This window comes from Streptomyces sp. NPDC051563 (genome assembly GCF_044454225.1).
Lineage (GTDB): Bacteria > Actinomycetota > Actinomycetes > Streptomycetales > Streptomycetaceae > Streptomyces.
In genome coordinates this window covers 13,340-34,230 of sequence record NZ_JBITDL010000022.1, presented here as the reverse complement: position 1 = coordinate 34,230, position 20,891 = coordinate 13,340, and the positions used below count along the sequence as shown (strand labels likewise).

Genomic DNA, 20,891 nt, shown 5'->3' with positions numbered 1-20,891 from the left:
ACGACACCGTCCGACTCGGGGCGACGGTGCACGGCGGACAACCACATACGGAAGTGCCGGCGCTGTTCATGCGGAAGCCACCCGCGTGGACGGCGCCGGTGCGCTGTGGGGTGACCCGCTAGAGTCGGCCACCAGCGGCGGCAGCAGACCGTCACCGCAGGCCCGGCCCTTCAGGGAGACCCCGTGCAGATCCCCCACGACACCCGTCGCGCGCTCGACGTCGTCGTCGCGCTGGTGAACACCTCGGCCGAGACCGAGCAGTCCGACGGCCTGGCGGACGTGAACGCGCTGCGCGGCTTCGTCCACGAGTACGCGATCAGCGACGTCGGCGAGCTCAGCGCCCGCGATCTCGCCGGTGTGCGCACCGTCCGCGGCAAGTTCGCCCAGGTCTTCGCGGCGCCCACCTCGCGCGCGGCCTCCGTGCTGATCAACGAGCTGGTCGCGACCGCCGGCACCACCCCGCAGCTGACCAACCACGACGGCTACGACTGGCACGTGCACTACTTCGCCCCGGGCGCCTCGGTGGGCGATCACCTGGCGGCCGACGGCGGCATGGCGCTGGCCTTCATCGTGGTCTCGGGCGAGCAGGAGCGGCTACGGCGCTGCGAGGCCCCGGACTGCCGCAGGGCCTTCGTCGACCTGTCCCGCAACCGCTCCCGGCGCTACTGCGACAGCCGTACCTGCGGGAACCGGCTGCACGTGGCGGCGTACCGGGCCCGGCGCAAATCGGAGCTGGGCGCGGAGCCGGGCTCAGAGCAGGAAGAGATCGTGCACGGCGGCGAGCAGCAGCAGGCCGCCGATCACGCCTAGGAAGATCATCAGGGGCGGCTGGGAGAGCGCGAAGAGGCAGCCTCTCGGCTCCTCGGCGACGGGGACGGTGGCCGGCGCGGGAACGGCGGGCTCACCCGATGTTGTGTCGGGCATGTCGGGGCGATGATGGCCCAACGGGCCCGCCCGCACCCCTCAACACGCCAGACGGCACGCCCGAGTTCACCGGATCCCGTCAGATCAGGTGGTTCCCGGCCCCGATCACCGCGATCGCCTGCCGCGAGGCACCGGGCCGTGCAACAGGGTCCCGCCGGATCAGATGCCGTGCTTCTTGAGGATCGCCTCGATGTCGGAGAAGTCCTCGGCGGGGGCGGCCGCCGGGGCCTGCCGCGGGCGGGCACCGTCACCGAGCGAGGGCGCGGATGCGGCCGGGGCGACGGCCTCCCGGGCCGGGCGGCCCTTGGCGGCCTTCGGCGGCTTCCGCCTCCCCTCCCCCTCCGCCGCGCCCGCCCCGCGCCGCTCTATCGCGCGGGTGGTCACGAAGAGCAGCCAGGCCAGTCCCAGGACGGCGAAGCCGGCCCAGACGGTCGGCTTGAAGACGATCCCGGTCGCCCACGCCACGACGCCCGTCATCACCAGGCCGACGGGCACCAGCGAGTACGCCGCGATCCGCGTGGCCGCGAGGAATCGCTTGCGGTAGGCGGTCAGCGCGGCGATGCCCAGGCCCGCCGCGGACACCGCGGAGCAAATGGTCTCGGCGAGCATGCGGGGCCTCCAGGGGCGGTTCGGTCGGTCGGACCCGGCCGGCGGGCCGGGCGTTCTGTCCCCATCCATCCTGCACCGGCGACCCTCGCCCTGGCCACGGCCGGAGCCCTCCGCGGGCGGATCTCCGGGACATCTCCGGGTCCCGCCTCCTCCCCAGGTCCCGGTCCGTGCGCGTCCCCGCGGGCTGGGAGACTGTCCGTATGACCGATTCCGTGATCCTCGACGTCTGGTGCGAACTTCAGTGCCCGGACTGCCACAGCGCCCTGGACGACGTGCGCGCCCTGCGGGCCCGCTACGGCGACCGGCTGGACATCCGGCTGCGCCACTTCCCGCTGGAGAAGCACAAGCACTCCTTCGCCGCCGCGCAGGCAGCCGAGGAGGCCGCCGAGCAGGGGCAGGGCTGGCCCTACGTGGAGGCCGTCCTGGCCCGCACCGCGGAACTCGGCAAGGCCGGCGAACCGGTGCTCGTCGAGGTCGCGCGTGAACTGGGCCTGGACGCCGAGGAGTTCGACACCGCCCTGATCGACGGCCGGCACATCCTGATCGTGGACGCCGACCAGGCCGAGGGCAAGGCGATCGGCGTGACCGGCACCCCGACGTACGTGATCGACGGCGAGCGCCTCGACGGCGGCAAGAGCCAGAAGGGCCTGCGCGAGCGCATCGAGGAGATCGCCGACCGCCTGCTCGGCGCGGCCTGACCGGCAAGACGCCCTTTAGATCAGGTCCTTGGCGTAGTTGACGTCGGTCGTCCGGTAGCCGAGGGACTCGTAGAGCCGCACGGCCGGGACGTTGTCGGTGAAGACGTGCAGGGCGAGCACCCGGTGGCCCGCGGCGAGGGCGGTGCCTTCGGCGAGGAACATCAGGTCCCGGCCGTGGCCGCGGCCCCGGTGCTCCTCGGCGACCGCGACGTCGTAGACGTACGAGTCCCCGCCGTTCGGCGCGACCCACACCGTGCCCACGGGGACGCCGGCCGCCTCCAGCACGGAGAAGCTGACGCCCGGGGTGGCCAGCCCCTGCGGGAGCATGGACGCGTGGTCGTTGACCGACTTCGTCCGTGCGGCCCCGGCCGGCATGCCGCGGCTGACCCAGCCCTGCGCGTAGCTCTCCAGGGCCTGCGCGTGCCAGCCCTCGAACTCGGCTTCCGTCATGGGCCGGCCGGCCACCCCCTCGGACAGGGCGGGCGGCTCGGCCGGGAGCTCCTTGGCCATGTTGCGGCTGTACTCGGCGTACCCGAGGGCGCCGGCCAGCCGCAGACCGCCCGCCGAGCCGGCCGGGACCGAGATCCGGACCCGGCGGCAGCCCCAGCCGCGCAGTACTTCCTCGGCGGCGAGCGCGGCCACCGTGGCCCGGCCGCGCCGGCGGTCGGGCTCCTCGACGGCGAGGTCGCGGATCTCGGCGACCGTCGGCCCGAAGGGGGTGTCGGCGGCGAGCAGCAGGGCGCCGACGCGTCTGCTGTTGACGCGGATCTCGTACGGGCGCGAGCGCGCCCCGCCGGTGCTCTGCTGAAGCGGCCCGCTCGGCCGCAGGGTGGTGGTCATCAGTCGAGTTCTACCCGCCCTGCGGCCCGAAGCACAGGGGATTTGTGCGCGGAGGATGCGTACGGTCCCGGTCAGGGGCGGGGGTCGGTGTCCTCGGCGGAGCGGGCGTCGAAGATCCGCATGGCCTCGGCCGTGACGGGACCGGGGGCGGAGCCCAGCTCGCGCCCGTCGATCCGTACGACGGCCTGGACGTCGCGCAGGGACGAGGTCAGGAAGACCTCTTCCGCCTGCTCCAGCGCTTCGAAGGGCAGGTCGGTCTCCTTGGCCCCGCACCATTCGGCGACGAGGGCCCGGGTGATGCCCGCGAGGCAGCCGGAGGCCACGGGCGGGGTGTGCAGCTGTCCGTCGAGGACGACGAACACGTTGGAGCCGGTGCCCTCGCAGAGCCGCCCGACGGTGTTGGCGAAGAGGGCCTCGGAGGCACCGGCCCGGTGGGCGGCGGCGAGCGCGACCACGTTCTCGGCGTACGAGGTGGTCTTCAGGCCCACCACGGCGGAGCGCTCGTTGCGGACCCACGGCACCGTGACCACGGCGGTGGTGTCGGGGCGGCGGGTGGTCCCGGCCAGCGCGACGATCAGCGTCGGGCCGGCCTCGCCGCGGTCGGAGCCGAGCGGGGAGACGCCGCCGGTGTAGGTGACGCGCAGCCGGCCGAGCGGCACCGGGTTGGCCTCCAGGACGGCGGCGCAGGCGCGGCGCACCTCCTCCGGGTCCGGGTCCGGAAGGCCGAGCCCCCGGGCGGAGCGGGTCAGCCGCTCCAGGTGCCGGGTGAACCCGAAGGCCGTCCCGTGCTCCGCCTTGAGCGTCTCGAAGACCCCGTCGCCGACGGTGAGACCGTGGTCGAACACGGACACCTTCGCTTCGTCGGCGTCCCGCAGTGCTCCGTCGAGCCAGATCCTCACCGTACGGTCCTCCCGCTTTCGTCCGTCTGCTGTTCCGTCGTACCCGCCGTGCCGGACGTACCGGGCGCTCCGATCACACCTGTCACGCCCGTCGCATCCGCACCGACGGCTCCCGACGCTACCCGCAGCAGCCGGGCGGCCTTCAACTCGGTCTCCGCCCACTCCCGGTCGGGGTCGGAGCCCCAGGTGATCCCGGCGCCGGTTCCGAAGAGCAGCCGGGGACCGCCGGGGGCGGTGCGGTCGATCCAGAAGGTCCGGATGCCGACGGCGAGCTCGGCCGTGCCCCGGTCGGCGTCGACCCAGCCGATGCCTCCGCAGTAGGGGCCGCGCGGGGCGGTCTCCAGGGCCTCGATGATCCGCAGGGCCGAGGATTTGGGGGCTCCGGTGACGGAGCCGGGCGGGAAGGTCGCGGCGAGCAGCTCGGGCCAGCCGGCGTCCTCGGCGAGTTCTCCGGCGACGGTGGAGACGAGGTGGACGAGGCCCGGGTGCTCCTCGAGCGCGCACAGCTCGGGGACGGTCACGGAGCCGGTGGCGCAGACCCGGCCGAGGTCGTTGCGCACGAGGTCCACGATCATCACGTTCTCGGCGTGGTCCTTGGGCAGCAGATCGGCGGCGGTGCGGCCGGTGCCCTTGATCGGGCCGGACTCGACGCGGCGGCCGGTGCGGCGCAGGTAGAGCTCGGGGGACGCGGTGGCGATCTCGACGCCGTGAGCCGGAAGCCGAATCGTTCCTGCGTACGGAGCCGGGTTGCCGCGCGCGAGCAGGGCGGTGAGGGCGTCCACATCGGCGCCCGCCGGATCGGGGAGCGGCGCGGACATCACGCGGCAGAGGTTGGCCTGGTAGACCTCCCCCGCCTCGATGTGCTCGCGGATGCGGCGTACGCCCGCGGTGTACGCGGCGCGGCCGAGGGAGGAGGTCCACTCGTCGGCGTCGGGGCCGCGCCAGGCCCCGGGGACGGGTGCCGGCACCGGATCGGGGCGTATGTCCCCGAAGCGCGCGCAGACGAGACGGCCTTCGAAATCGGCCGTCACCGCCCAGAAGCCGGTGGAGTCCAGAGCGGCGGGATCACTGGTGACATCTCGGAGATCGGTCGCGAGAAGGCCGCCGAAGCGGGCGAGGGGAGGCAGGTCGTGCACGGCTGCGAGTCTATGACCGGTGACGCCCCGGCGCCGGTGAGGCGTCCGCCGGGTGACCGGCGGTGATCGGGCGGCAGCACGCTGCGGAAACGCGTTTTTGAGCTGGCCCGGGAATCCGCTAGAGTTCAACACGTCGCCAGGGAGCGAAGGGGGAACACCCCGGAGCGAACACGGCGACCTGCGGACGTAGCTCAGTTGGTAGAGCACCACCTTGCCAAGGTGGATGTCGCGAGTTCGAGTCTCGTCGTCCGCTCAAAGGTGGGGGATCATCTTCCCGAGGACCCCCTGCTTGCTCCATGGTGGAGTGGCCGAGAGGCGAGGCAACGGCCTGCAAAGCCGTCTACACGGGTTCAAATCCCGTCTCCACCTCCAAGGACGATTAGCTCAGCGGGAGAGCGCTTCCCTGACACGGAAGAGGTCACTGGTTCAATCCCAGTATCGTCCACTGGTCCGCAAGGATCCCCGCGCGATTAGCTCAGCGGGAGAGCGCTTCCCTGACACGGAAGAGGTCACTGGTTCAATCCCAGTATCGCGCACGCAGTACGCTTCACACCTGCCACCTGCGGTGCTCGCACCGTGAACGTGGCCCCGCGCGATTAGCTCAGCGGGAGAGCGCTTCCCTGACACGGAAGAGGTCACTGGTTCAATCCCAGTATCGCGCACCAGCATTCCGGAAGCCCCGGCCGTTCCCACGGCCGGGGCTTTCGCGTGTGCGGCCTCAGGAGGAGAAGAGCATCCGGCCGAAGCCGCCCTTGCGGTGGCCGTGACCGTGGCCGTGTCCGTAGCCGCCGTGCTGCGGGGCGCCCCAGGCGGGCGCGGGGGCCGCGTGCTGCTGCGGGTACGGGGCGGGCGCCGGCGGGGCCGCCGGGGGCGGGACCTGGCCGTACTGCGAGGTGTACTGGGACTCCAGGCGGGTCAGCGCCTCCAGCTCGCCGTAGTCCAGGAAGATGCCGCGGCAGCCGCTGCACTGCTCTATCTGGACACCGTTGCGGTTGTAGGTGTGCATCATCGCGTGACACTTCGGACACTGCATGACCGGATCAACTCCTCGCCGTTCGCGTCGACACCGGATGCGTACCCGGTGGCGTTCGGCTCACCCTACGACGGAGCCTTCGGCTCCAAGTCGGGCGGGAGGGAGGCAATTCGGGCACAGGCCTCCACCATCAGCCGCTCCACGTCGTCGAGTCGGCGCCGCTCGCGGGCGGCCTTGGCGAGGGCCAGCGCGGCCGTCTGGACGGTGAGCGCGCGGGCCGCGAGGTCGAGTTCCGGCCAGGGGTCGCTCCCGGCGGGACCGGCGGCGGGGCCGCCCGCGGCCCGGTAGGTGTCGAGGAAGCGCAGCCAGGTCCCGCCGTCCAGCAGCCCCGCGGCGTACCAGGCCGCGGGCCGGGCGAGGTCCCAGGCGGGCGTGCCCAGTCCCAGGTCGTCCACGTCGATCAGCCGCCAGCCCCCGGCCGGGCCGCGGACCAGCTGCCCGAGGTGCAGGTCGCCGTGGCAGAGCGCCCCGCCGGAGGGCGGCGGACCCTCCCCCCTGGCCCACCCGGGGAGGGTGGCCGCGGCGGCCCGTACGAGCCAGGCCATCCGCGCGGCCTCGGGGTCCACGTCTCCGGCCGGCCGGCCGGGGATCCGGGCGGCCGTCCGTCCCGAGGCGCCGCCCGCGGACGGCCGTTCCGCGGGCCCCTCGCCGGCCGCCGACGGAGCGGGCCCCGATGGGTGGTCCTGAGCGGCGGTCGTGCGGACGCGGGCCCCGGGCGGGTGCGCCGCGTCGAGGCGGTGCAGGGCGCGGGCGAGCTTCGCCGGGCCGCGCATCGGGGGGAGCGGGTACGGGAGGTGGTGGAGCGGGGTCCGGTGGAGGGCGGCCAGGAGCTCCGCGGCCGGCTCCCAGGGGGCCTCCTCGGGCCGGTCCGGGGCGACCGGAGCACCGTAGGGCCACAGCGAGACGGGCCGGGAGCCGACCAGGCCGAGTCCGGCGCGCAGCGGGGGCAGCAGGACCCCGGCCAGCGCGGGGTCACCGGCCACGCGGATCCGTACCGCCAGGGCGTCGGGGTCGCTGTCGCCCGCGTGCGCCTTGGCCACGACGTCCCCGCAGCGGACCACGGTGCCGTCGTCGCGGTCCGCGAGCAGCACGTACTCCGCCGCGCCCGCGTACGCGGCGAGCTCGGCCGCGCTCACCCGCTCCAGCGCCACCACGCCTCGGCTCTCCCCGCGCTCCGCACCCCGGGCGGGTGCTCCTCGGGACGAGCGTACGCAGCACGGGCGGGCGCGGCAGGGGCGGTACCGCCGGACGGGCAAGCCCGGCCACCGCCGGACCGGCACCGCCGACCACCTACGGACGGAGTCCGGCGCGGCGGCCCGAAGCCCGGGAGGCGCCCTGGCGCCGAGCGGCGCGAGGGGCGCGTGAAGAGGGGTGGCGCGGGCATGAAAAAGGGTGCTGCGCGTCCGGCTCCCCAGCCGTACGCGCAGCACCCTTCACCTGCCGTCCGTCGGCCGCTCCCCCGTCCCCACGGGGTTCGGCCGGTGACAGTCCCGGCCCAGGCCGCTCTCCTGGGCCCGGGGCGCCGCTCAGCGCCCCAGCATCACGCTTACGGACGACGCCTGTGCCACCACCTGGTCGAAGCCTCCGAAGAGGAAGAGCAGGAGGGCGGCCAGGGGGAGCACCATGGCCGCGGCCACCAGTGGGTGGCGACGACCGGACTCATGGCTGTTGAACGCGAATGCCTTGCGTCCCTGCCGTGCGATGTCCGCCATGGTCCTCTCCCTGTCGTTTGGCAGCGGCGGGTTTGTGACCTCGGGGGACGAGTGCTCCACCCGCCGCTTGTCTTCAACACTAGGTGCGGGAAAGGCTTCTGTACTCATGCCTTCGTACCCATTGCCTGGCCTCCAGGAGGATGAGGAGCCCACCTCACGCGTACTCCCCTGGGTGGAGACCCGCCCCCCGCCCTGAGGGTCTTCCCGGAGGGGATGACCGGAGCGTAGTGACTTCGCTCACTTCCGTCACTCACCGCACACGTCCGGCCTCCGACCAGGCAGCCCCAAGATCAACTGACGGGGCCCGTCCGGCCCCGCGGCCACCGCTCCCCCGCCACCCCGGCCCGTACCCCAATTCCCTTGACCCGGGCGCTCCTTGGCCGAACCGCCCCGCTCCGTACATGCGTCCTACCGGTGGTCCGGCGAATCCCCAAGTGGACTGCCCCGTACTGACAATCGAATCTCCCGGCGAGGGCGCGGCCTCTGAGCGCGCATGCCGGATGGTCCGTAAGCTGTGCCACGTCAACAGGACGACCGGTCAGCGGGGTGGACATGGCGATGATGCGGCTCCGGCGCGAGGACCCGCGTGTCGTCGGCTCGTTCAGGCTGCACCGGCGCCTCGGCGCCGGCGGCATGGGCGTCGTCTATCTGGGCTCCGACCGGCGCGGACAGCGCGTCGCGCTCAAGGTGATCCGGCCGGACCTGGCCGAGGACCAGGAGTTCCGCTCGCGCTTCGCCCGCGAGGTCTCCGCCGCCCGGCGGATCCGCGGCGGGTGCACCGCGCGCCTGGTCGCCGCGGACCTGGAGGCGGAGCGCCCCTGGTTCGCCACGCAGTACGTGCCCGGCCCCTCCCTGCACGACAAGGTGGCCGAGGAGGGACCCCTGACGGCCGCGGCCATCGCCGCCATCGGCGCCGCGCTCTCCGAGGGACTGGTCGCCGTCCACGAGGCAGGGGTGGTCCACCGCGACCTCAAGCCCTCGAACATCCTGCTGTCGCCCAAGGGCCCGCGCATCATCGACTTCGGGATCGCCTGGGCCACCGGGGCCAGCACCCTCACGCACGTGGGAACGGCCGTCGGCTCCCCCGGCTTCCTGGCGCCCGAGCAGGTGCGCGGCGCGGCCGTCACCCCCGCCACGGACGTCTTCTCCCTCGGCGCCACCCTCGCCTACGCGGCCACCGCCGACTCGCCCTTCGGGCACGGCAGTTCCGAGGTCATGCTGTACCGGGTGGTGCACGAGGAGCCCCACCTCCAGGGTGTTCCGGACGCGCTCGCACCCCTCGTACGGGCCTGCCTGGCCAAGGACCCCGACGAGCGGCCGACCACGCTCCAGCTGTCGATGCGGCTCAAGGAGATCGCGGCCCGCGAGGCGCACGGAATGGGCGACAGCCGCCCGCCGGCCCAGCGGGCACGCACCGAGCGGCCGACGGGGCGGCTGCCCGAGGAGTACATCGAGGGGTACGCCGACCAGCGCACGGAGCGTCGTAGCGCCGGCACCCCGGTCCCTGGACGTGCCGGAACCGGAACCGGAGCGGGCCAGGGGAAGGCGCCGGGCCAGGGGCAGCGCGGCGGACCGGACTCCCGTCCCTCCTCGCCCCGCGGCACCGGCTCGCGGGGACCCGGCTCCACGGCCGGACGCACGGGCGGCCGCCCGGCTCCCCGGACGACGGGCACCGGGCGGCGGCCGTCGCGGCCGGACCCCCGGCTGATGCGCCAGCGCCTGATCGTCTTCGTCGTGGTGACGCTGCTGGTGGCGCTGGGCATCGCGCTGGCCCAGAAGCTCTAGGTGGGTGTCCTGCCGATCAGGGCGGGCCGGCGGGGCCTGACCGGCAGGACACACCCCTTGCCCTACGGTCGGCCGCTGGCCACCGCGTAGAAGGCGACGGCCGCGGCCGCGCCCACGTTCAGCGAGTCCACTCCGTGCGCCATGGGGATCCGCACCCACTCGTCGGCGGCGACCAGCGCCTGGGTCGACAGTCCGTCCCCCTCCGCGCCGAGCATCAGCGCGACCCGGTCCAGCGTCTGCGGGGCGGCCTCGTCGATCGGCGAGGCCTTCTGGTGCGGGGTGAGCGCCAGCAGCTTGAAGCCGGCCTCGCGGACCGAGTCCAGGCCCTTGGGCCAGGCCTCCAGGCGGGCGTACGGCACCGAGAACACCGCGCCCATGGAGACCTTGACGGAGCGCCGGTACAGCGGGTCCGCGCAGTCGGGCGAAAGCAGGACGGCGTCCATGCCGAGGGCGGCCGCGCTGCGGAAGATGGCGCCGATGTTGGTGTGGTCGTTGACCGCTTCCATGATGACCACGCGCCGGGTGGTGGCGAGCAGCTCCTCCGCCGTGGGCAGCGGCTTGCGCTGCATGGAGGCGAGGGCGCCGCGGTGCACGTGGTAGCCGGTGACGCGTTCGGCGAGCTCCGGGCTGACGGCGTACACCGGGGCCGGGAGCTCGTCGATGACGTCGCGCATGACGTCGACCCACTTCGCGGAGAGCAGCATCGAGCGCATCTCGTATCCGGCGTCCTTCGCGCGTCTGATCACCTTCTCGCCTTCGGCGATGAAGAGACCTTCCGCGGGCTCGCGCCTGCGCCGGAGTTCTACGTCGGTCAGGCCCGTGTAGTCGCGCAGGCGCGGGTCGTCGGGGTCCTCGACGGTGATGAGATCAGCCACAGGGTGATACTGCCTTGTCCTGGGTGCGGTGCCAACGGCTCTGCGGGGTTGCGGGACTGCCGGGGTGTCACTCGGCGGCGGGCCGGTGGACCTTCACGACGTCGCCGATGACGATGACGGCGGGCGGCCTGACCTCCTGGGCCTTCACGGTCTCGCCGACCGTAGCCAGGGTGGCGTCCACCCGGCGCTGGGAGGCGGTGGTGCCCTCCTGGACTACGGCGACGGCGGTGTCGGCGGAGCGGCCGTGGCGGACCAGCGCCTCGGCGATCAGGCCGATCTTGTCGACGCCCATGAGGATGACCAGGGTTCCGGTGAGCTTGGCCAGCGAGGCCCAGTCCACCAGGGAGCGCGGGTCGTCGGGGCCGACGTGGCCGCTGACCACCGTGAACTCGTGGGCCACGCCCCGATGGGTGACCGGGATGCCGGCCGCGCCGGGCACGGAGATGGAGCTGGAGATTCCCGGCACGACGGTGCAGGGGATGCCGGCCTCGGCGAGGGCCTGGAGCTCCTCCATGCCGCGGCCGAAGACGTACGGATCCCCGCCCTTGAGCCGGACCACCGCCTTGCCGGCCTTGGCGTGGGTGATGAGAGCCTCGTTGATGGCCTCCTGGGCCATGAAACGGCCGTACGGGATCTTCGCCGCGTCGATGACCTCGACGTGCGGCGGAAGCTCGTCCAGGAGGTCGCGGGGGCCGAGCCGGTCCGCGATGACCACGTCGGCCTCGGCGAGGAGGCGGCGGCCGCGGACCGTGATCAGGTCCGGGTCGCCGGGTCCGCCGCCGACGAGGGACACGCCCGGGGTGTGCGGGCGGGCCGCGGTCAGGGAGCCGTCCCTGAGCCCCTCGACGACCGCGTCGCGGACGGCGGCGGAGCGGCGGGGGTCGTTGCCGCTCAGTACGGCCACGGTGACGCCGTCCACCCGGCCGGTGGCCGGGGTCCAGGCGCTCGCGGCCTCGGCGTCGTCGGCCCGGACGCACCAGATCCGCTCGCGCTCGGCCTCGGCGGAGGCGGTGTCGTTGGCGGCCCGGTCCCGGGTGGCCACAAGGGCGTACCAGGCGCCGGCCAGGTCGCCGTCCTCGTAGCGGCGGCGCTCCCAGCGGATCTCGCCGGTCTCCGCCATGGCGTCCACGGAGGGGGTCGCGGAGGGAGAGACGAGGACGATGTCGGCGCCGGCCGCGATGAGCGAGGGCAGCCGGCGCTGGGCGACCTGGCCACCGCCGATCACGACGACGCGGCGGCCCGTGAGACGGAGACCGACGGGGTAGGCGGGGTGTCCCATGGCGGTTGCGGCTCCTGATGCGGCGGTGACGGCGGGCCGCTGCGTCGCTGGAGCGGCTGATCGGGCGGTGACGTGCGGTGGCCCGTCCGGGGTCCACGATACGACCCGCCCGCGCGGCGGTCGCCTCGGGGGCCTTTGCCCTGGCCGGGCCGTGACCCGGCCCACTCCCGGCTCCGCCGCAGGCCAGGGGGGTCCGCCCCATGATCACCCCGCCGAGCCCGTTCCGGCGCGGGCTCCCGACGGGGTGGCTGCGCGGGCGCGGGGCCAACACTGCGCGCCCCGGCCCGGCGGGGCTCTACCCCGCCCCGCCCCTTCCCGAGACCGGGGGCTCCGCTCCCGGACCCCCGCTCTTCAAATGCCGGAGGGGCTGAATGGGGTGCGAGCGAGCCCTACTTCTCCGTGACGCCCGCCGAGTCGAAGGTCGCCACCTCGTGCATCGCCCGCGCAGCGCTCTGCACCAGCGGCAGCGCCAGCAGCGCGCCCGTGCCCTCGCCGAGGCGCAGGTCCAGGTCGACCAGGGGGCGCAGGCCGAGCTTGTTGAGGGCGGCCACGTGGCCCGGCTCCGCGCTGCGGTGTCCCGCGATGCACGCGGACAGCGACTCCGGAGCGATCGCCCGGGCCACCAGCGCCGCCGCGCCCGCGCTGACGCCGTCCAGGATCACCGGGGTCCGCAGGGAGGCTCCGCCGAGGAGGAGGCCCACGATGGCCGCGTGCTCCAGGCCGCCGACGGCCGCCAGGACGCCGATCGGGTCCGCCGGGTCCGGCTGGTGGAGTTCCAGGGCGCGGCGGACGACCTCGACCTTGCGGGCGTGCGTCTCGTCGTTGATGCCGGTGCCCCTGCCGGTGACCTCGCCCGGGTCCACCCCGGTGAAGACCGAGATCAGGGCCGCGGACACCGTGGTGTTGGCGATGCCCATCTCGCCCGTCAGGAGGGCCTTGTTGCCCGCCGCGACCAGGTCGCGGGCCGTCTCGATGCCGACCTCGATGGCGGCGACCGCCTCCTCGCGGGTCATCGCGGGGCCGACCGACAGGTCGGCCGTGCCCGGGCGGACCTTGCGCGGGAGCAGCCCCGGCGTGGCCGGGAGGTCCCCGGCGACGCCCACGTCGATCACGCAGACCTCGGCGCCCACCTGGTTGGCGAACGCGTTGCACACCGCGCCGCCGCCCAGGAAGTTGGCCACCATCTGCATAGTGACCTCCTGGGGCCACGGGGTGACCCCCTGGGCGTGCACGCCGTGGTCGCCGGCGAAGATCGCGACCGCGGCGGGCTCCGGGATCGGCGGCGGGCAGACCCGCGAGAGGCCGGACAGCTGGGCCGAGATGATTTCGAGCATGCCCAGGGCCCCGGCGGGCTTGGTCATGCGCTTCTGCCGCTCCCACGCCTCGCCGAGCGCCTTCGCGTCGAGCGGGCGGATGCTGGCGACCGTCTCGGAGAGCAGGTCGTGGGGCTCCTCGCCGGGCAGCGCGCGGCGCCCGTACGTCTCCTCGTGCACGACCCAGGCGAGGGGCCGCCGCTGCGACCAGCCGGCCTGCGCGAGCTCGGGCTCGTCGGGGAACTCGTCCACGTAGCCGACGCACAGGTACGCGACGACCTCCAGGTGTTCGGGGAGGCCGAGCTCGCGGACCATCTCGCGCTCGTCGAAGAAGCTGACCCAGCCGACCCCGAGGCCTTCGGCGCGCGCCGCGAGCCAGAGGTTCTCCACGGCGAGAGCCGAGGAGTACGGGGCCATCTGCGGCTGGGTGTGCCGGCCCAGGGTGTGGCGGCCGCCACGGGTGGGGTCGGCGGTGACCACGATGTTCACCGGAGTGTCGAGGATGGCCTCGATCTTGAGTTCCTTGAACTGCTTGGCACGGCCCTTGGGCAGCGACTTCGCGTAGGCCTCGCGCTGGCGCTCGGCGAGCTCGTGCATCGTCCGGCGGGTCTCCGCGGACTTGATGACGACGAAGTCCCAGGGCTGGGAGTGGCCGACGCTGGGGGCGGTGTGGGCCGCTTCCAGGACGCGCAGCAGCACCTCGTGCGGGATGGGGTCGCGGCGGAAGCCCTTGCGGATGTCGCGGCGCTCGCGCATGACGCGCAGGACGGCCTCGCGCTCGGCGTCGGCGTACCCGGGGGCCGCCTCGGTGACCGGGGCCTCGGTGACGGTGGCCTGCGGCTCCGTGTCCGGCTCGGCCGCCGGCTCGGGCTGCGGCTCGGATCCGGCCTCGGGGGCCTCTCCGGCGGCCGGCGGTACGTCGCCCTGCTCGACGGCGGCCGGCTCGGACTCGGGGACCTCGGCGGAGACGGGGGCGGGCTCGGGCAGGGGCTCCGGCTCCTCGGTGTGGACCACCGTTTCTGCGGACTGCGGCGCCTGCTCCTGCCCGGCTTCCAGGGCCGGCTCGGGCTCCGGCTCGGCGGCGGGGGCAACGGCCGCCTCGGCCGCAGGCTCCGGAGCCGCCACGGGACCGGCTTCCGCCGGGGCGGCGGCCTCGGGCTCCGCGAAGGCGACGGGCTCGGCCACGGGCTCCGGCGCGGGCTCCGCGAGGACCGGCTCGGCGACCTCGACGGCCACGGCGGCGGACACGGGCTCGGCCGCGGGCTCCGCCACGGGCACGGACTCGGGCTCCGGTACGAGGACCTGCTCGGGCCCGGCGAAGGCGACGGGCCCGGCCTGCGGTTCCGCGGCAGGCTCCGCAGCAGGCTCGGCCGCGGCCTCGGCAGCGGGCTCCACCGCGGCCACCGGCTCGGCAAGCGGCTCGGCGACGGGCTCCACGGGGGCTTCCGGAGCCGGCTCCACGCCCCACGGCGTCCCGGCCTGCACCGGGATCTCCACGGGCTGCTGCGCCTGGACCTGGACCTGCTCGGCCCCGGCCTGCGTGAAGTCCAGGTACTCGGGCCCCGTGGTCGGCGGCCCGGACTGGCGCATCGGGACCTGCATCGCCGGGGTGCCGTGGTCGGGGGTGCCGTGGTCCGGGGCGGGCACGGGCTCGGGGGCGGCCGGGGAAGCGGGCACGGCGGCGGCCGGGACCGGCACGGGCGCGGCCTGCGCGGCCGGGGCCTGCAGCGGGGCCGGGGCGGGCGCCGGAGCCGCGGCAGGGCCCCGGTCCGCGAGGGACCGTACGACTCCGCCGGTGGCCTCGGGCACGGGCGGACCCATGTGCAGCGGGCGCCGCACCGGCGCCGGGGCGGCGGGAGCCGCCGGGGACGGGGGCTGCGACTGGGCCGTGGCCTGCGGGGCCACGAGGCCGCTGAGGTCGAGCGAACCGGAATCCCGGCCGCCGGCCTCGTGCGCACCGGCTCCGCCGTAGGAGGCGTCCGCGTAGGAGGCGTCGGGGAACGAGGTGTCGGGGAAGGACGGCTGCCCGGTGAACTGCTGCCCGTCGAACGGCTGTCCGTCGAGCGGCTGCTCCCCGAACTGCTGCCCGCCGAAGGACTGCTGCGGGTAGCCGGCGGTCTCGTAGCCGAGCGGCGCCTCCGGGGCCGGGAGCCGGCCCGGGTGGGGCTGCTGGTACTCCGGGGCCCCCGCGAAGTCGGCGTAGGGGCCGTCCGCGTAGGCGGAGGGCTCGGGGAACTCCGAGAAGGCGGGCACCGGCGGGACGACCTGGGGGTCGCTCCACGCGCCCTGGCTGCTCGGCATCAGCAGCAGTTCCTCGTCCTCCGGCCCGGCCGGGTGGTCCACGAGGTCCTGGAAGGCGTAGCTCCCGGTCGCCGGGGAGGACGGGGGAACCGGGGCGGGGACGCCCTGCTGATCCACCATGCCCGTGCTGTCCGGGAGACCCTCGCCCGGAACCTGGCCGGTGTCAGTCATGCGTACCCCTCGCCCATCGGTGTTGCCTCTTCGACTGCCCGGTCGCCCACGAGGCCTCACGTACGCCCGCACGACAACCAGTAAGTATTGTCCTGCCCGTTCGCCACCGTGTCGGCCATAACCGCCACGGTCCTCTGTGGACTGCGCCACGTCGCGCGTCCAGCCGGAGCCGCGTGCCCGAATCGTCCGGGCGGTGTGACGATCGGCCAGCCTACCCCGGGCTCGTGGCTAGGTACGGTCCGGGCGGTGAACGGGGCGTTCGGCGGCCAGCAGGAACACCACGTTGCGCTGTTGTTCGGTCCAGGTACGGGTGTCCAGGCCGACGGACTGGAGCAGGGCGCACTCGACGGTGTATCCGCCCTCGGCCAGGACCCGTCCGATGGCCTCGGCCTCGTCGCGGGTGGAGGCGTGGCTGACGATCCGTTCGGGGCGACGGTCGGCGACGGCGGCGACGACGGGGGCTCCGCCGCCGCCCACGCGGACGACGTCGGGTTCGGGGAGGGTCTCCAGGACGTGCGGGGCACGGCCGTTGACGACCTGGAGCTGTACGCCGCGGGCCCGGGCGGCGGCGGCCGTACGGTCGCAGGAGTGCCGGTCGGCGTCGACGGCGATGACGGCGGCGCCGAGGGCGGCGGCGTCCACGGCGAGGGCTCCGGAGCCCGCGCCGATGTCCCAGACGAGGTCCCCGGGGCGCGGGCCGAGCCGGGCGAGCTGGGCCGCGCGCAGCTGGGTGGACTCGCCTTCTCCGACGTCGATCTGCGGGTGGGCCCAGCCCCGTCCGGCGGCCGGGGCCGCGCTCCGGCCGAGCAGCCAGGCCGGCTCGGCGGCGGTCGCGGCCGGTCCGGTACCACCGATGACGATGACCACGTTGGGGTCGCGCCAGCTGTGGTCGGCGGCCTTGTCGGAGGTGAGGACGGTGACCTGTTCCTTGTCGGTGCCGAGTTCCTCGCAGATGACGAAGGTGCGGTGGACTCCTTCGAGCAGCAGGGCGAGTTCGGCGGGGCCGGCGCCGGGCGAGGTGATGACGGCGACCTTGGGGTGGGCGCGGCAGACGTTGACGGCCCGGCGCAGGGTGCGGCTGTGGGCGACGACGACCTGGGCGTCGTCCCAGGGCATCCCGGCCCGGGCGAAGGCTGCGGCGACGGCGGAGACGGCCGGTACGACCTCCACCTCCAGGCCGTGTTCCGGGGCGCGCAGGGCCCGTACGACGCCGAAGAAGCCGGGGTCCCCGTCGGCGAGGACCACGGCGGTGCCGCGGTGGCCGGCGATCCGGCGGGCGGCGAGGGGCAGGCTGCCCAGGCGCACGCGTTCGGCGGCGGGCGGGACTTCGGGGAGCGCGAGGTGGTGGGCGGCGCCGGCCACCAGGGTGGCGGCGGAGAGCGCGGACCGGGCTGCCGCGGTCAGGGGGGAGCCGTCCCAGCCGATCACCGTGACCCGGTCGGCCATCGTCGTCAGTCTCCTGGTGTGGGAGCGGGCCCTGCCCGGCGGCGGCCGGGTCGGGGCGGAGCTTCGTCGAGGGGGGCGGGCTTCGTGAGACTACCCGGTCGTCCGGTCAGTTCCGGTCCGAGAAGAGGGCGTAGCCGTTCGCGTCGTTCGCGCGCGCGGGCTGGATGCCGTAGTCCTCGCGCGTCTGCTTGCGGGGTTCCGCGTAACCCACGGAGTAGCCGTCCTCGTATCCGTCTCCGTAGGTGTCGCCGTACCCGTCGGAGTAGCCGTCGGCGGAGCCGGAATAGCCGTCGTCGTCCTCGTCGAGGTCCTCGGGGACCAGGCCCCAGACGATGAGGTCGCTGCGGGTGTCGGACCAGGATCCGTCGGGGTTCTGGGTGCGCACTATGCAGGCGTTGCGCAGGACGCCTTCACTGATGCAACCGGTCTTCTGGGCCACCTGCTGGGAGGCGGTGTTGTCGGCGGCGGTGCGCAGTTCGAGGCGTTCGAAGCGCTGGTCGGTGAAGAGCCAGCGGGCCACGGCGCGGACGGACTCGCTGGCGTAGCCCTCGCCGCGGGCCCAGGGGGCGGTGACGTAGCCGACCTCGGTGGTGCGGGTGCGCCAGTCGGTGTCCTGGAGGTGGACGATGCCGACGAGCCGCTGGGTGAGGAACTCGGTGACGGCGAAGACGATGCCGCGGCCTTCGGTGCGCTCGGTGTGGGCGGTCCTGGTGGCCCAGGTGACCGCGTCCGCGTGGGTGTAGGGGTGCGGCACGGAGGTCCAGGCGGTGACGTGTTCGTCGTTCATCATCTCGGCGAGCGCGGTGACGTCTTCTTCCTCGAAGGGGCGCAGCACCAGCCGGTCCGTGCTGATGGTGACGTCCGGGAAGGTGGTAGTCATGCGCAGCTCCAAGCCTGAGACCGTGGTGCGACCGTGATGCGAGGCGACCGTGGCGCGGGTCCGTGTACCCGGGGGTGTACGGGCCGCGGCCGCAGGTCGTAGGCCACAGCATGCAGCATCGGCCTGGTGATGTGCAGGGCCGGGCTGCCCGGAAGCGGGCAGCCCGGGGCCCCGTACACCGGTGGGGCGTACGGGGCCCGGAGGGCCGGCCGGATCGGGCCGGGCCGGTGGCGCGGCCGGAATCAGGCGGCCGGCTTGCCGAAGGCCGGGATGACCGAGCCCTGGTACTTCTCGTCGATGAACTTCTTGACCTCGTCGGAGTTCAGGAGCTTGGCGAGCTTCTGGATCCGGGGGTCGTTCTCGTTGCCCTTCTTGACCGCCAGGATGTTGGCGTACGGGTTGCCCTCGGCCTTCTCCAGGACGAGCGCGTCCTTGGCGGGGACGAGCTTGGCCTCGATGGCGTAGTTGCCGTTGATGACGGCGGCGTCCACGTCGTTCAGGGCGCGCGGGACCGTGGCGGCCTCCAGCTCCTTGAACTCCAGGCCCTTCTTGTCGGTGATGTCGGACAGCTTGGCGGCGGTGCCGACACCCTCCTTGAGGGTGATGAGGTTGTTCGCGGCGAGCAGCTGGAGCGCGCGGCCCTCGTTGGTGGGGTCGTTGGGGACGGCGATGGTCTGGCCGGCCTTGATGTCGGTGAGGGCCTTGTCCTTCTTGGAGTAAAGGCCCAGGGGCTCCAGGTGCACGTTCACGACGGGCACGATGTCGGTGCCGTTCTTCTTGTTGAAGTCGTCGAGGTACGGCACGTGCTGGAAGTAGTTGGCGTCGACCTGGCCCTGCTGGGTGGCGGTGTTCGGCAGGACGTAGTCCGTGAACTCCTTCACCTCCAGCTTGAGGCCCTCCTTGGACGCCAGGTTGTCCTGGACGAACTTCAGGATGTCGGCGTGCGGGGACGGGGACGCCGCGATGACCAGGGGCTTGCTCTCGTCGGTCTTGCCGCCGTCGGCCTTGGTGGAGGACGGGTCCGAGGAGCTGCCGCAGGCGGTGAGGCCGAGGGCGAGCGCCGAGACGGTGGCGGCGAGGGCGGTGAGCTTGATGTTCTTGCGCACGAAGAGTGCCTTTCTTGCGTCTTGCTGTATGGATGACGGCCCAAGCACGACAAGTGCGGGCTTTCTGGGGGAAAGTTCGTGTATGTCCGGCCCGGGCCGGTTCAGGCTGTCCGACCACGCCGGGCGAGGAGGCGTACCACGCCGTCGCCGATGAGCTGGATCACCGTGACGAGCACGATCAGCACCACGACGGTGGCGACCATGAAGCCGGTCTCGAAGCGCTGGAAGCCGTACGTGATGGCCTTGGAGCCGAGGCCTTCACCGCCGACCGCGCCGGCCATGGCCGAGTAGCCGATCAGCGTGATCACGGTGGTGGTGACGGCCGCGATCAGCGAGGGCAGCGCCTGCGGGAGGAGCACCTTGCCGACGAGGGTCGGGATGCCGCCGCCCATGGACTCGACGGCTTCGACCAGGCCGTGGTCCACCTCGCGGACGGCGGTCTCGACGAGCCGGGCGAAGAAGGGGATGGCGCCGATCGCGAGCGGGACGATCATGGCGGTGGGGCCGATGAAGGTGCCGACGATCGCCGTGGTGACCGGGATCAGGAAGATCAGCAGGATGATGAACGGGAGCGAGCGGCCCATGTTCACGATCACGCCGAGGATCTTGTTGACCGCGCGGTTCTGGAGCAGTCCGCCCTTGTCGGTGAGGACGAGCAGGATGCCGATGGGCAGTCCGCCCAGGATGGTCACGAGGGCGGACCACAACACCATGTACAGGGTGTCGAAGGTGCCCTGCGTGAGCAGCGGCTGCATTTCGGACCAGGTCACTTCGCACCATCCTTGACCAGCTCGGCCAGTTCGCCGTCGACGTCCGGCTCCGCTTCCACGACATCCACCTGGAGGCCCTGCTCGCGCAGGAAGCCGACGGGTACGACGTTGTCCTCGTAGCGGCCGGGCAGCTCGATGCGCATGCGGCCGATCTGCCGGCCTGCGACGGTGTCCATCGCGGCGCCGAGGATCGATATGTCGATGTTGTAGGTGCGGGCCAGCTGGGAGATGACCGGCTGGGTCGCGGTCTCGCCGTGGAAGGTGACGTCGATGACCGTGTGCTCCGCGGTGGTCGCGGACCCGGTCAGCGGGAACAGTTCGTGGGCGAGCTCGGAGCCGGGGGTGGCCAGCAGCTCGGTGACCTTGCCGGCCTCGACGATCCGCCCCTGCCGCATGAGGGCGGCCGAGTCGCAGACGGACTTGACCACGTCCATCTCGTGCGTGATGAGCAGGACGGTCAGGCCCAGCTGGCGGTTGAGGTCGCGCAGCAGCTGGAGGATCTGGCGGGTGGTCTCGGGGTCCAGGGCGCTGGTGGCCTCGTCGGAGAGCAGCACCTTGGGGTCGCCGGCCAGGGCGCGGGCGATGCCGACGCGCTGCTTCTGTCCGCCGGAGAGCTGGCCGGGGTAGGACTTGGCCTTGTCGGCGAGGCCGACGAGGTCGAGGAGTTCGGCGGCCTTGCGGGAGCGCTCACGGCCGGAGACCCCGAGGATCTCCAGGGGCAGTTCGATGTTGCCCTGGACGGTGCGCGAGGACAGCAGGTTGAAGTGCTGGAAGACCATGCCGATGCGGCTGCGGGCCTCGCGGAGCTCCTTGCCGGCGCGGCGGCCCCGGCCGGCGAGGGCCGTGAGGTCGACCCCGTCGACGGACACCGTGCCGGTGGTGGGGCGCTCCAGCAGGTTCACGCAGCGGATCAGGGAGGACTTGCCGGCACCGCTCTGGCCGATGACTCCGTAGACCTCGCCCTGGCGGACGTGCAGGTCGACGCCGTCCAGGGCGGTGACCTCGCGGCCACGGGACTGGTAGACCTTCGTGAGGCCCGATGTGGTGATCACAGGATTTCCGTCGCTGTCGAGTGCGCGGCGCAGCGGGTGCCGGGCACGGGGCAAACATCTGG

Annotated in this window: 18 protein-coding genes, 5 tRNA genes and 1 pseudogene; 8 read left to right on the top strand and 16 right to left on the bottom strand. The window is 73.5% G+C overall.

The window, feature by feature from the left end; genetic code table 11:
• Positions 1 to 183 precede the first annotated feature (183 nt).
• Positions 184 to 810 (top strand): CGNR zinc finger domain-containing protein, encoded by a 627-nt coding sequence (locus ACIA8F_RS25460; RefSeq protein WP_399382099.1) that lies wholly within the window; start codon positions 184 to 186, stop codon positions 808 to 810.
• Here ACIA8F_RS25460 and ACIA8F_RS25455 read toward each other — a convergent pair.
• Positions 751 to 924, bottom strand: coding sequence for a hypothetical protein (locus tag ACIA8F_RS25455; protein WP_383955000.1), 174 nt, complete (start codon positions 922 to 924; stop codon positions 751 to 753). The two genes, ACIA8F_RS25460 and ACIA8F_RS25455, sit on opposite strands and share 60 nt — an antisense overlap.
• A 159-nt stretch (positions 925 to 1,083) precedes the next feature.
• Positions 1,084 to 1,533 (bottom strand): hypothetical protein, encoded by a 450-nt coding sequence (locus ACIA8F_RS25450; protein WP_399382096.1) that lies wholly within the window; start codon positions 1,531 to 1,533, stop codon positions 1,084 to 1,086.
• A gap of 200 nt (positions 1,534 to 1,733) precedes the next feature.
• Here ACIA8F_RS25450 and ACIA8F_RS25445 point away from each other — a divergent pair, with 200 nt between their 5' ends.
• Positions 1,734 to 2,231, top strand: a complete 498-nt coding sequence (locus ACIA8F_RS25445; RefSeq protein ID WP_399382094.1) for a DsbA family protein — start codon at positions 1,734 to 1,736, stop codon at positions 2,229 to 2,231.
• A gap of 15 nt (positions 2,232 to 2,246) precedes the next feature.
• On the opposite strand, the gene ACIA8F_RS25440 is transcribed toward ACIA8F_RS25445, so the two are convergent.
• From ACIA8F_RS25440 to ACIA8F_RS25430, 3 genes are all read right to left on the bottom strand, one after another.
• Positions 2,247 to 3,071: a GNAT family N-acetyltransferase gene (locus ACIA8F_RS25440; RefSeq protein WP_399382092.1), complete on the bottom strand. Its 825-nt coding sequence runs from the start codon at positions 3,069 to 3,071 to the stop codon at positions 2,247 to 2,249.
• A gap of 71 nt (positions 3,072 to 3,142) precedes the next feature.
• Positions 3,143 to 3,970, bottom strand: coding sequence for an aminotransferase class IV (locus ACIA8F_RS25435; protein ID WP_399382091.1), 828 nt, complete (start codon positions 3,968 to 3,970; stop codon positions 3,143 to 3,145).
• Positions 3,967 to 5,106, bottom strand: a complete 1,140-nt coding sequence (locus ACIA8F_RS25430) for a chorismate-binding protein (protein ID WP_399382089.1) — start codon at positions 5,104 to 5,106, stop codon at positions 3,967 to 3,969. The genes ACIA8F_RS25435 and ACIA8F_RS25430 overlap by 4 nt, the downstream gene beginning before the upstream one ends.
• A gap of 180 nt (positions 5,107 to 5,286) precedes the next feature.
• Here ACIA8F_RS25430 and ACIA8F_RS25425 point away from each other — a divergent pair.
• From ACIA8F_RS25425 to ACIA8F_RS25405, 5 genes are all read left to right on the top strand, one after another.
• Positions 5,287 to 5,359 (top strand) — tRNA-Gly (locus ACIA8F_RS25425).
• 45 nt (positions 5,360 to 5,404) lie between these two features.
• A tRNA-Cys gene (locus ACIA8F_RS25420) sits at positions 5,405 to 5,478 on the top strand.
• A 1-nt stretch (position 5,479) separates the two neighbouring features.
• Positions 5,480 to 5,551, top strand: a tRNA-Val gene (locus ACIA8F_RS25415).
• A 19-nt stretch (positions 5,552 to 5,570) separates the two neighbouring features.
• A tRNA-Val gene (locus tag ACIA8F_RS25410) sits at positions 5,571 to 5,642 on the top strand.
• A gap of 54 nt (positions 5,643 to 5,696) precedes the next feature.
• Positions 5,697 to 5,771 (top strand) — tRNA-Val (locus tag ACIA8F_RS25405).
• A 53-nt stretch (positions 5,772 to 5,824) separates the two neighbouring features.
• Here the strand turns inward: ACIA8F_RS25405 and ACIA8F_RS25400 are convergent.
• From ACIA8F_RS25400 to ACIA8F_RS25390, 3 genes are all read right to left on the bottom strand, one after another.
• Positions 5,825 to 6,139, bottom strand: coding sequence for a zf-TFIIB domain-containing protein (locus ACIA8F_RS25400; RefSeq protein ID WP_383954988.1), 315 nt, complete (start codon positions 6,137 to 6,139; stop codon positions 5,825 to 5,827).
• A 65-nt stretch (positions 6,140 to 6,204) separates the two neighbouring features.
• A complete protein-coding gene (locus ACIA8F_RS25395; protein WP_399382247.1) occupies positions 6,205 to 7,284 on the bottom strand; it encodes a phosphotransferase family protein in 1,080 nt (359 codons plus the stop codon).
• A 381-nt stretch (positions 7,285 to 7,665) separates the two neighbouring features.
• Positions 7,666 to 7,851 (bottom strand): hypothetical protein, encoded by a 186-nt coding sequence (locus ACIA8F_RS25390; protein WP_266876567.1) that lies wholly within the window; start codon positions 7,849 to 7,851, stop codon positions 7,666 to 7,668.
• A gap of 552 nt (positions 7,852 to 8,403) precedes the next feature.
• On the opposite strand from ACIA8F_RS25390, the gene ACIA8F_RS25385 reads away from it, so the two are divergent.
• Positions 8,404 to 9,636, top strand: coding sequence for a serine/threonine-protein kinase (locus ACIA8F_RS25385; protein WP_399382087.1), 1,233 nt, complete (start codon positions 8,404 to 8,406; stop codon positions 9,634 to 9,636).
• A 62-nt stretch (positions 9,637 to 9,698) separates the two neighbouring features.
• On the opposite strand, the gene ACIA8F_RS25380 is transcribed toward ACIA8F_RS25385, so the two are convergent.
• From ACIA8F_RS25380 to ACIA8F_RS25345, 8 genes and pseudogenes are all read right to left on the bottom strand, one after another.
• Positions 9,699 to 10,511 (bottom strand): TrmH family RNA methyltransferase, encoded by an 813-nt coding sequence (locus tag ACIA8F_RS25380; protein WP_399382086.1) that lies wholly within the window; start codon positions 10,509 to 10,511, stop codon positions 9,699 to 9,701.
• Between the two features lie 67 nt (positions 10,512 to 10,578).
• A complete protein-coding gene (gene cobA / locus ACIA8F_RS25375) occupies positions 10,579 to 11,790 on the bottom strand; it encodes a uroporphyrinogen-III C-methyltransferase (RefSeq protein WP_399382085.1) in 1,212 nt (403 codons plus the stop codon).
• Positions 11,791 to 12,179: 389 nt separating this feature from the next.
• On the bottom strand, positions 12,180 to 15,575 hold the full coding sequence (gene cobT / locus ACIA8F_RS25370; protein ID WP_399382084.1) for a nicotinate-nucleotide--dimethylbenzimidazole phosphoribosyltransferase: 3,396 nt from the start codon (positions 15,573 to 15,575) through the stop codon (positions 12,180 to 12,182).
• Positions 15,576 to 15,803: 228 nt separating this feature from the next.
• On the bottom strand, positions 15,804 to 17,021 hold the full coding sequence (gene cbiE / locus ACIA8F_RS25365) for a precorrin-6y C5,15-methyltransferase (decarboxylating) subunit CbiE (protein WP_399382082.1): 1,218 nt from the start codon (positions 17,019 to 17,021) through the stop codon (positions 15,804 to 15,806).
• 259 nt (positions 17,022 to 17,280) lie between these two features.
• Positions 17,281 to 17,901, bottom strand: a pseudogene (locus tag ACIA8F_RS25360) (GNAT family N-acetyltransferase); the annotation flags it as partial.
• A 242-nt stretch (positions 17,902 to 18,143) separates the two neighbouring features.
• The gene (locus ACIA8F_RS25355) at positions 18,144 to 19,007 is read right to left on the bottom strand and encodes a MetQ/NlpA family ABC transporter substrate-binding protein (protein WP_399382081.1); all 864 of its coding nucleotides are present in this window, start codon (positions 19,005 to 19,007) and stop codon (positions 18,144 to 18,146) included.
• A 101-nt stretch (positions 19,008 to 19,108) separates the two neighbouring features.
• The gene (locus ACIA8F_RS25350; protein WP_399382080.1) at positions 19,109 to 19,777 is read right to left on the bottom strand and encodes a methionine ABC transporter permease; all 669 of its coding nucleotides are present in this window, start codon (positions 19,775 to 19,777) and stop codon (positions 19,109 to 19,111) included.
• Entirely contained in the window at positions 19,774 to 20,829 is a 1,056-nt protein-coding gene (locus ACIA8F_RS25345; RefSeq protein ID WP_399382078.1) for a methionine ABC transporter ATP-binding protein, read from the bottom strand. The genes ACIA8F_RS25350 and ACIA8F_RS25345 overlap by 4 nt, the downstream gene beginning before the upstream one ends.
• Positions 20,830 to 20,891 lie beyond the last annotated feature (62 nt).

Excerpts from the sequence above, each read along its gene's own strand:
- ACIA8F_RS25455 (WP_383955000.1), bottom strand. The coding sequence starts at position 924 with ATGCCCGACACAACATCGGGTGAGCCCGCCGTTCCCGCGCCGGCCACC.
- ACIA8F_RS25450 (WP_399382096.1), bottom strand. The coding sequence starts at position 1,533 with ATGCTCGCCGAGACCATTTGCTCCGCGGTGTCCGCGGCGGGCCTGGGC.
- ACIA8F_RS25445 (WP_399382094.1), top strand. The coding sequence starts at position 1,734 with ATGACCGATTCCGTGATCCTCGACGTCTGGTGCGAACTTCAGTGCCCG.
- ACIA8F_RS25440 (WP_399382092.1), bottom strand. The coding sequence starts at position 3,071 with ATGACCACCACCCTGCGGCCGAGCGGGCCGCTTCAGCAGAGCACCGGC.
- ACIA8F_RS25400 (WP_383954988.1), bottom strand. The coding sequence starts at position 6,139 with ATGCAGTGTCCGAAGTGTCACGCGATGATGCACACCTACAACCGCAAC.
- ACIA8F_RS25390 (WP_266876567.1), bottom strand. The coding sequence starts at position 7,851 with ATGGCGGACATCGCACGGCAGGGACGCAAGGCATTCGCGTTCAACAGC.
- ACIA8F_RS25385 (WP_399382087.1), top strand. The coding sequence starts at position 8,404 with ATGGCGATGATGCGGCTCCGGCGCGAGGACCCGCGTGTCGTCGGCTCG.
- cobA (WP_399382085.1), bottom strand. The coding sequence starts at position 11,790 with ATGGGACACCCCGCCTACCCCGTCGGTCTCCGTCTCACGGGCCGCCGC.
- cobT (WP_399382084.1), bottom strand. The coding sequence starts at position 15,575 with ATGACTGACACCGGCCAGGTTCCGGGCGAGGGTCTCCCGGACAGCACG.
- cbiE (WP_399382082.1), bottom strand. The coding sequence starts at position 17,021 with ATGGCCGACCGGGTCACGGTGATCGGCTGGGACGGCTCCCCCCTGACC.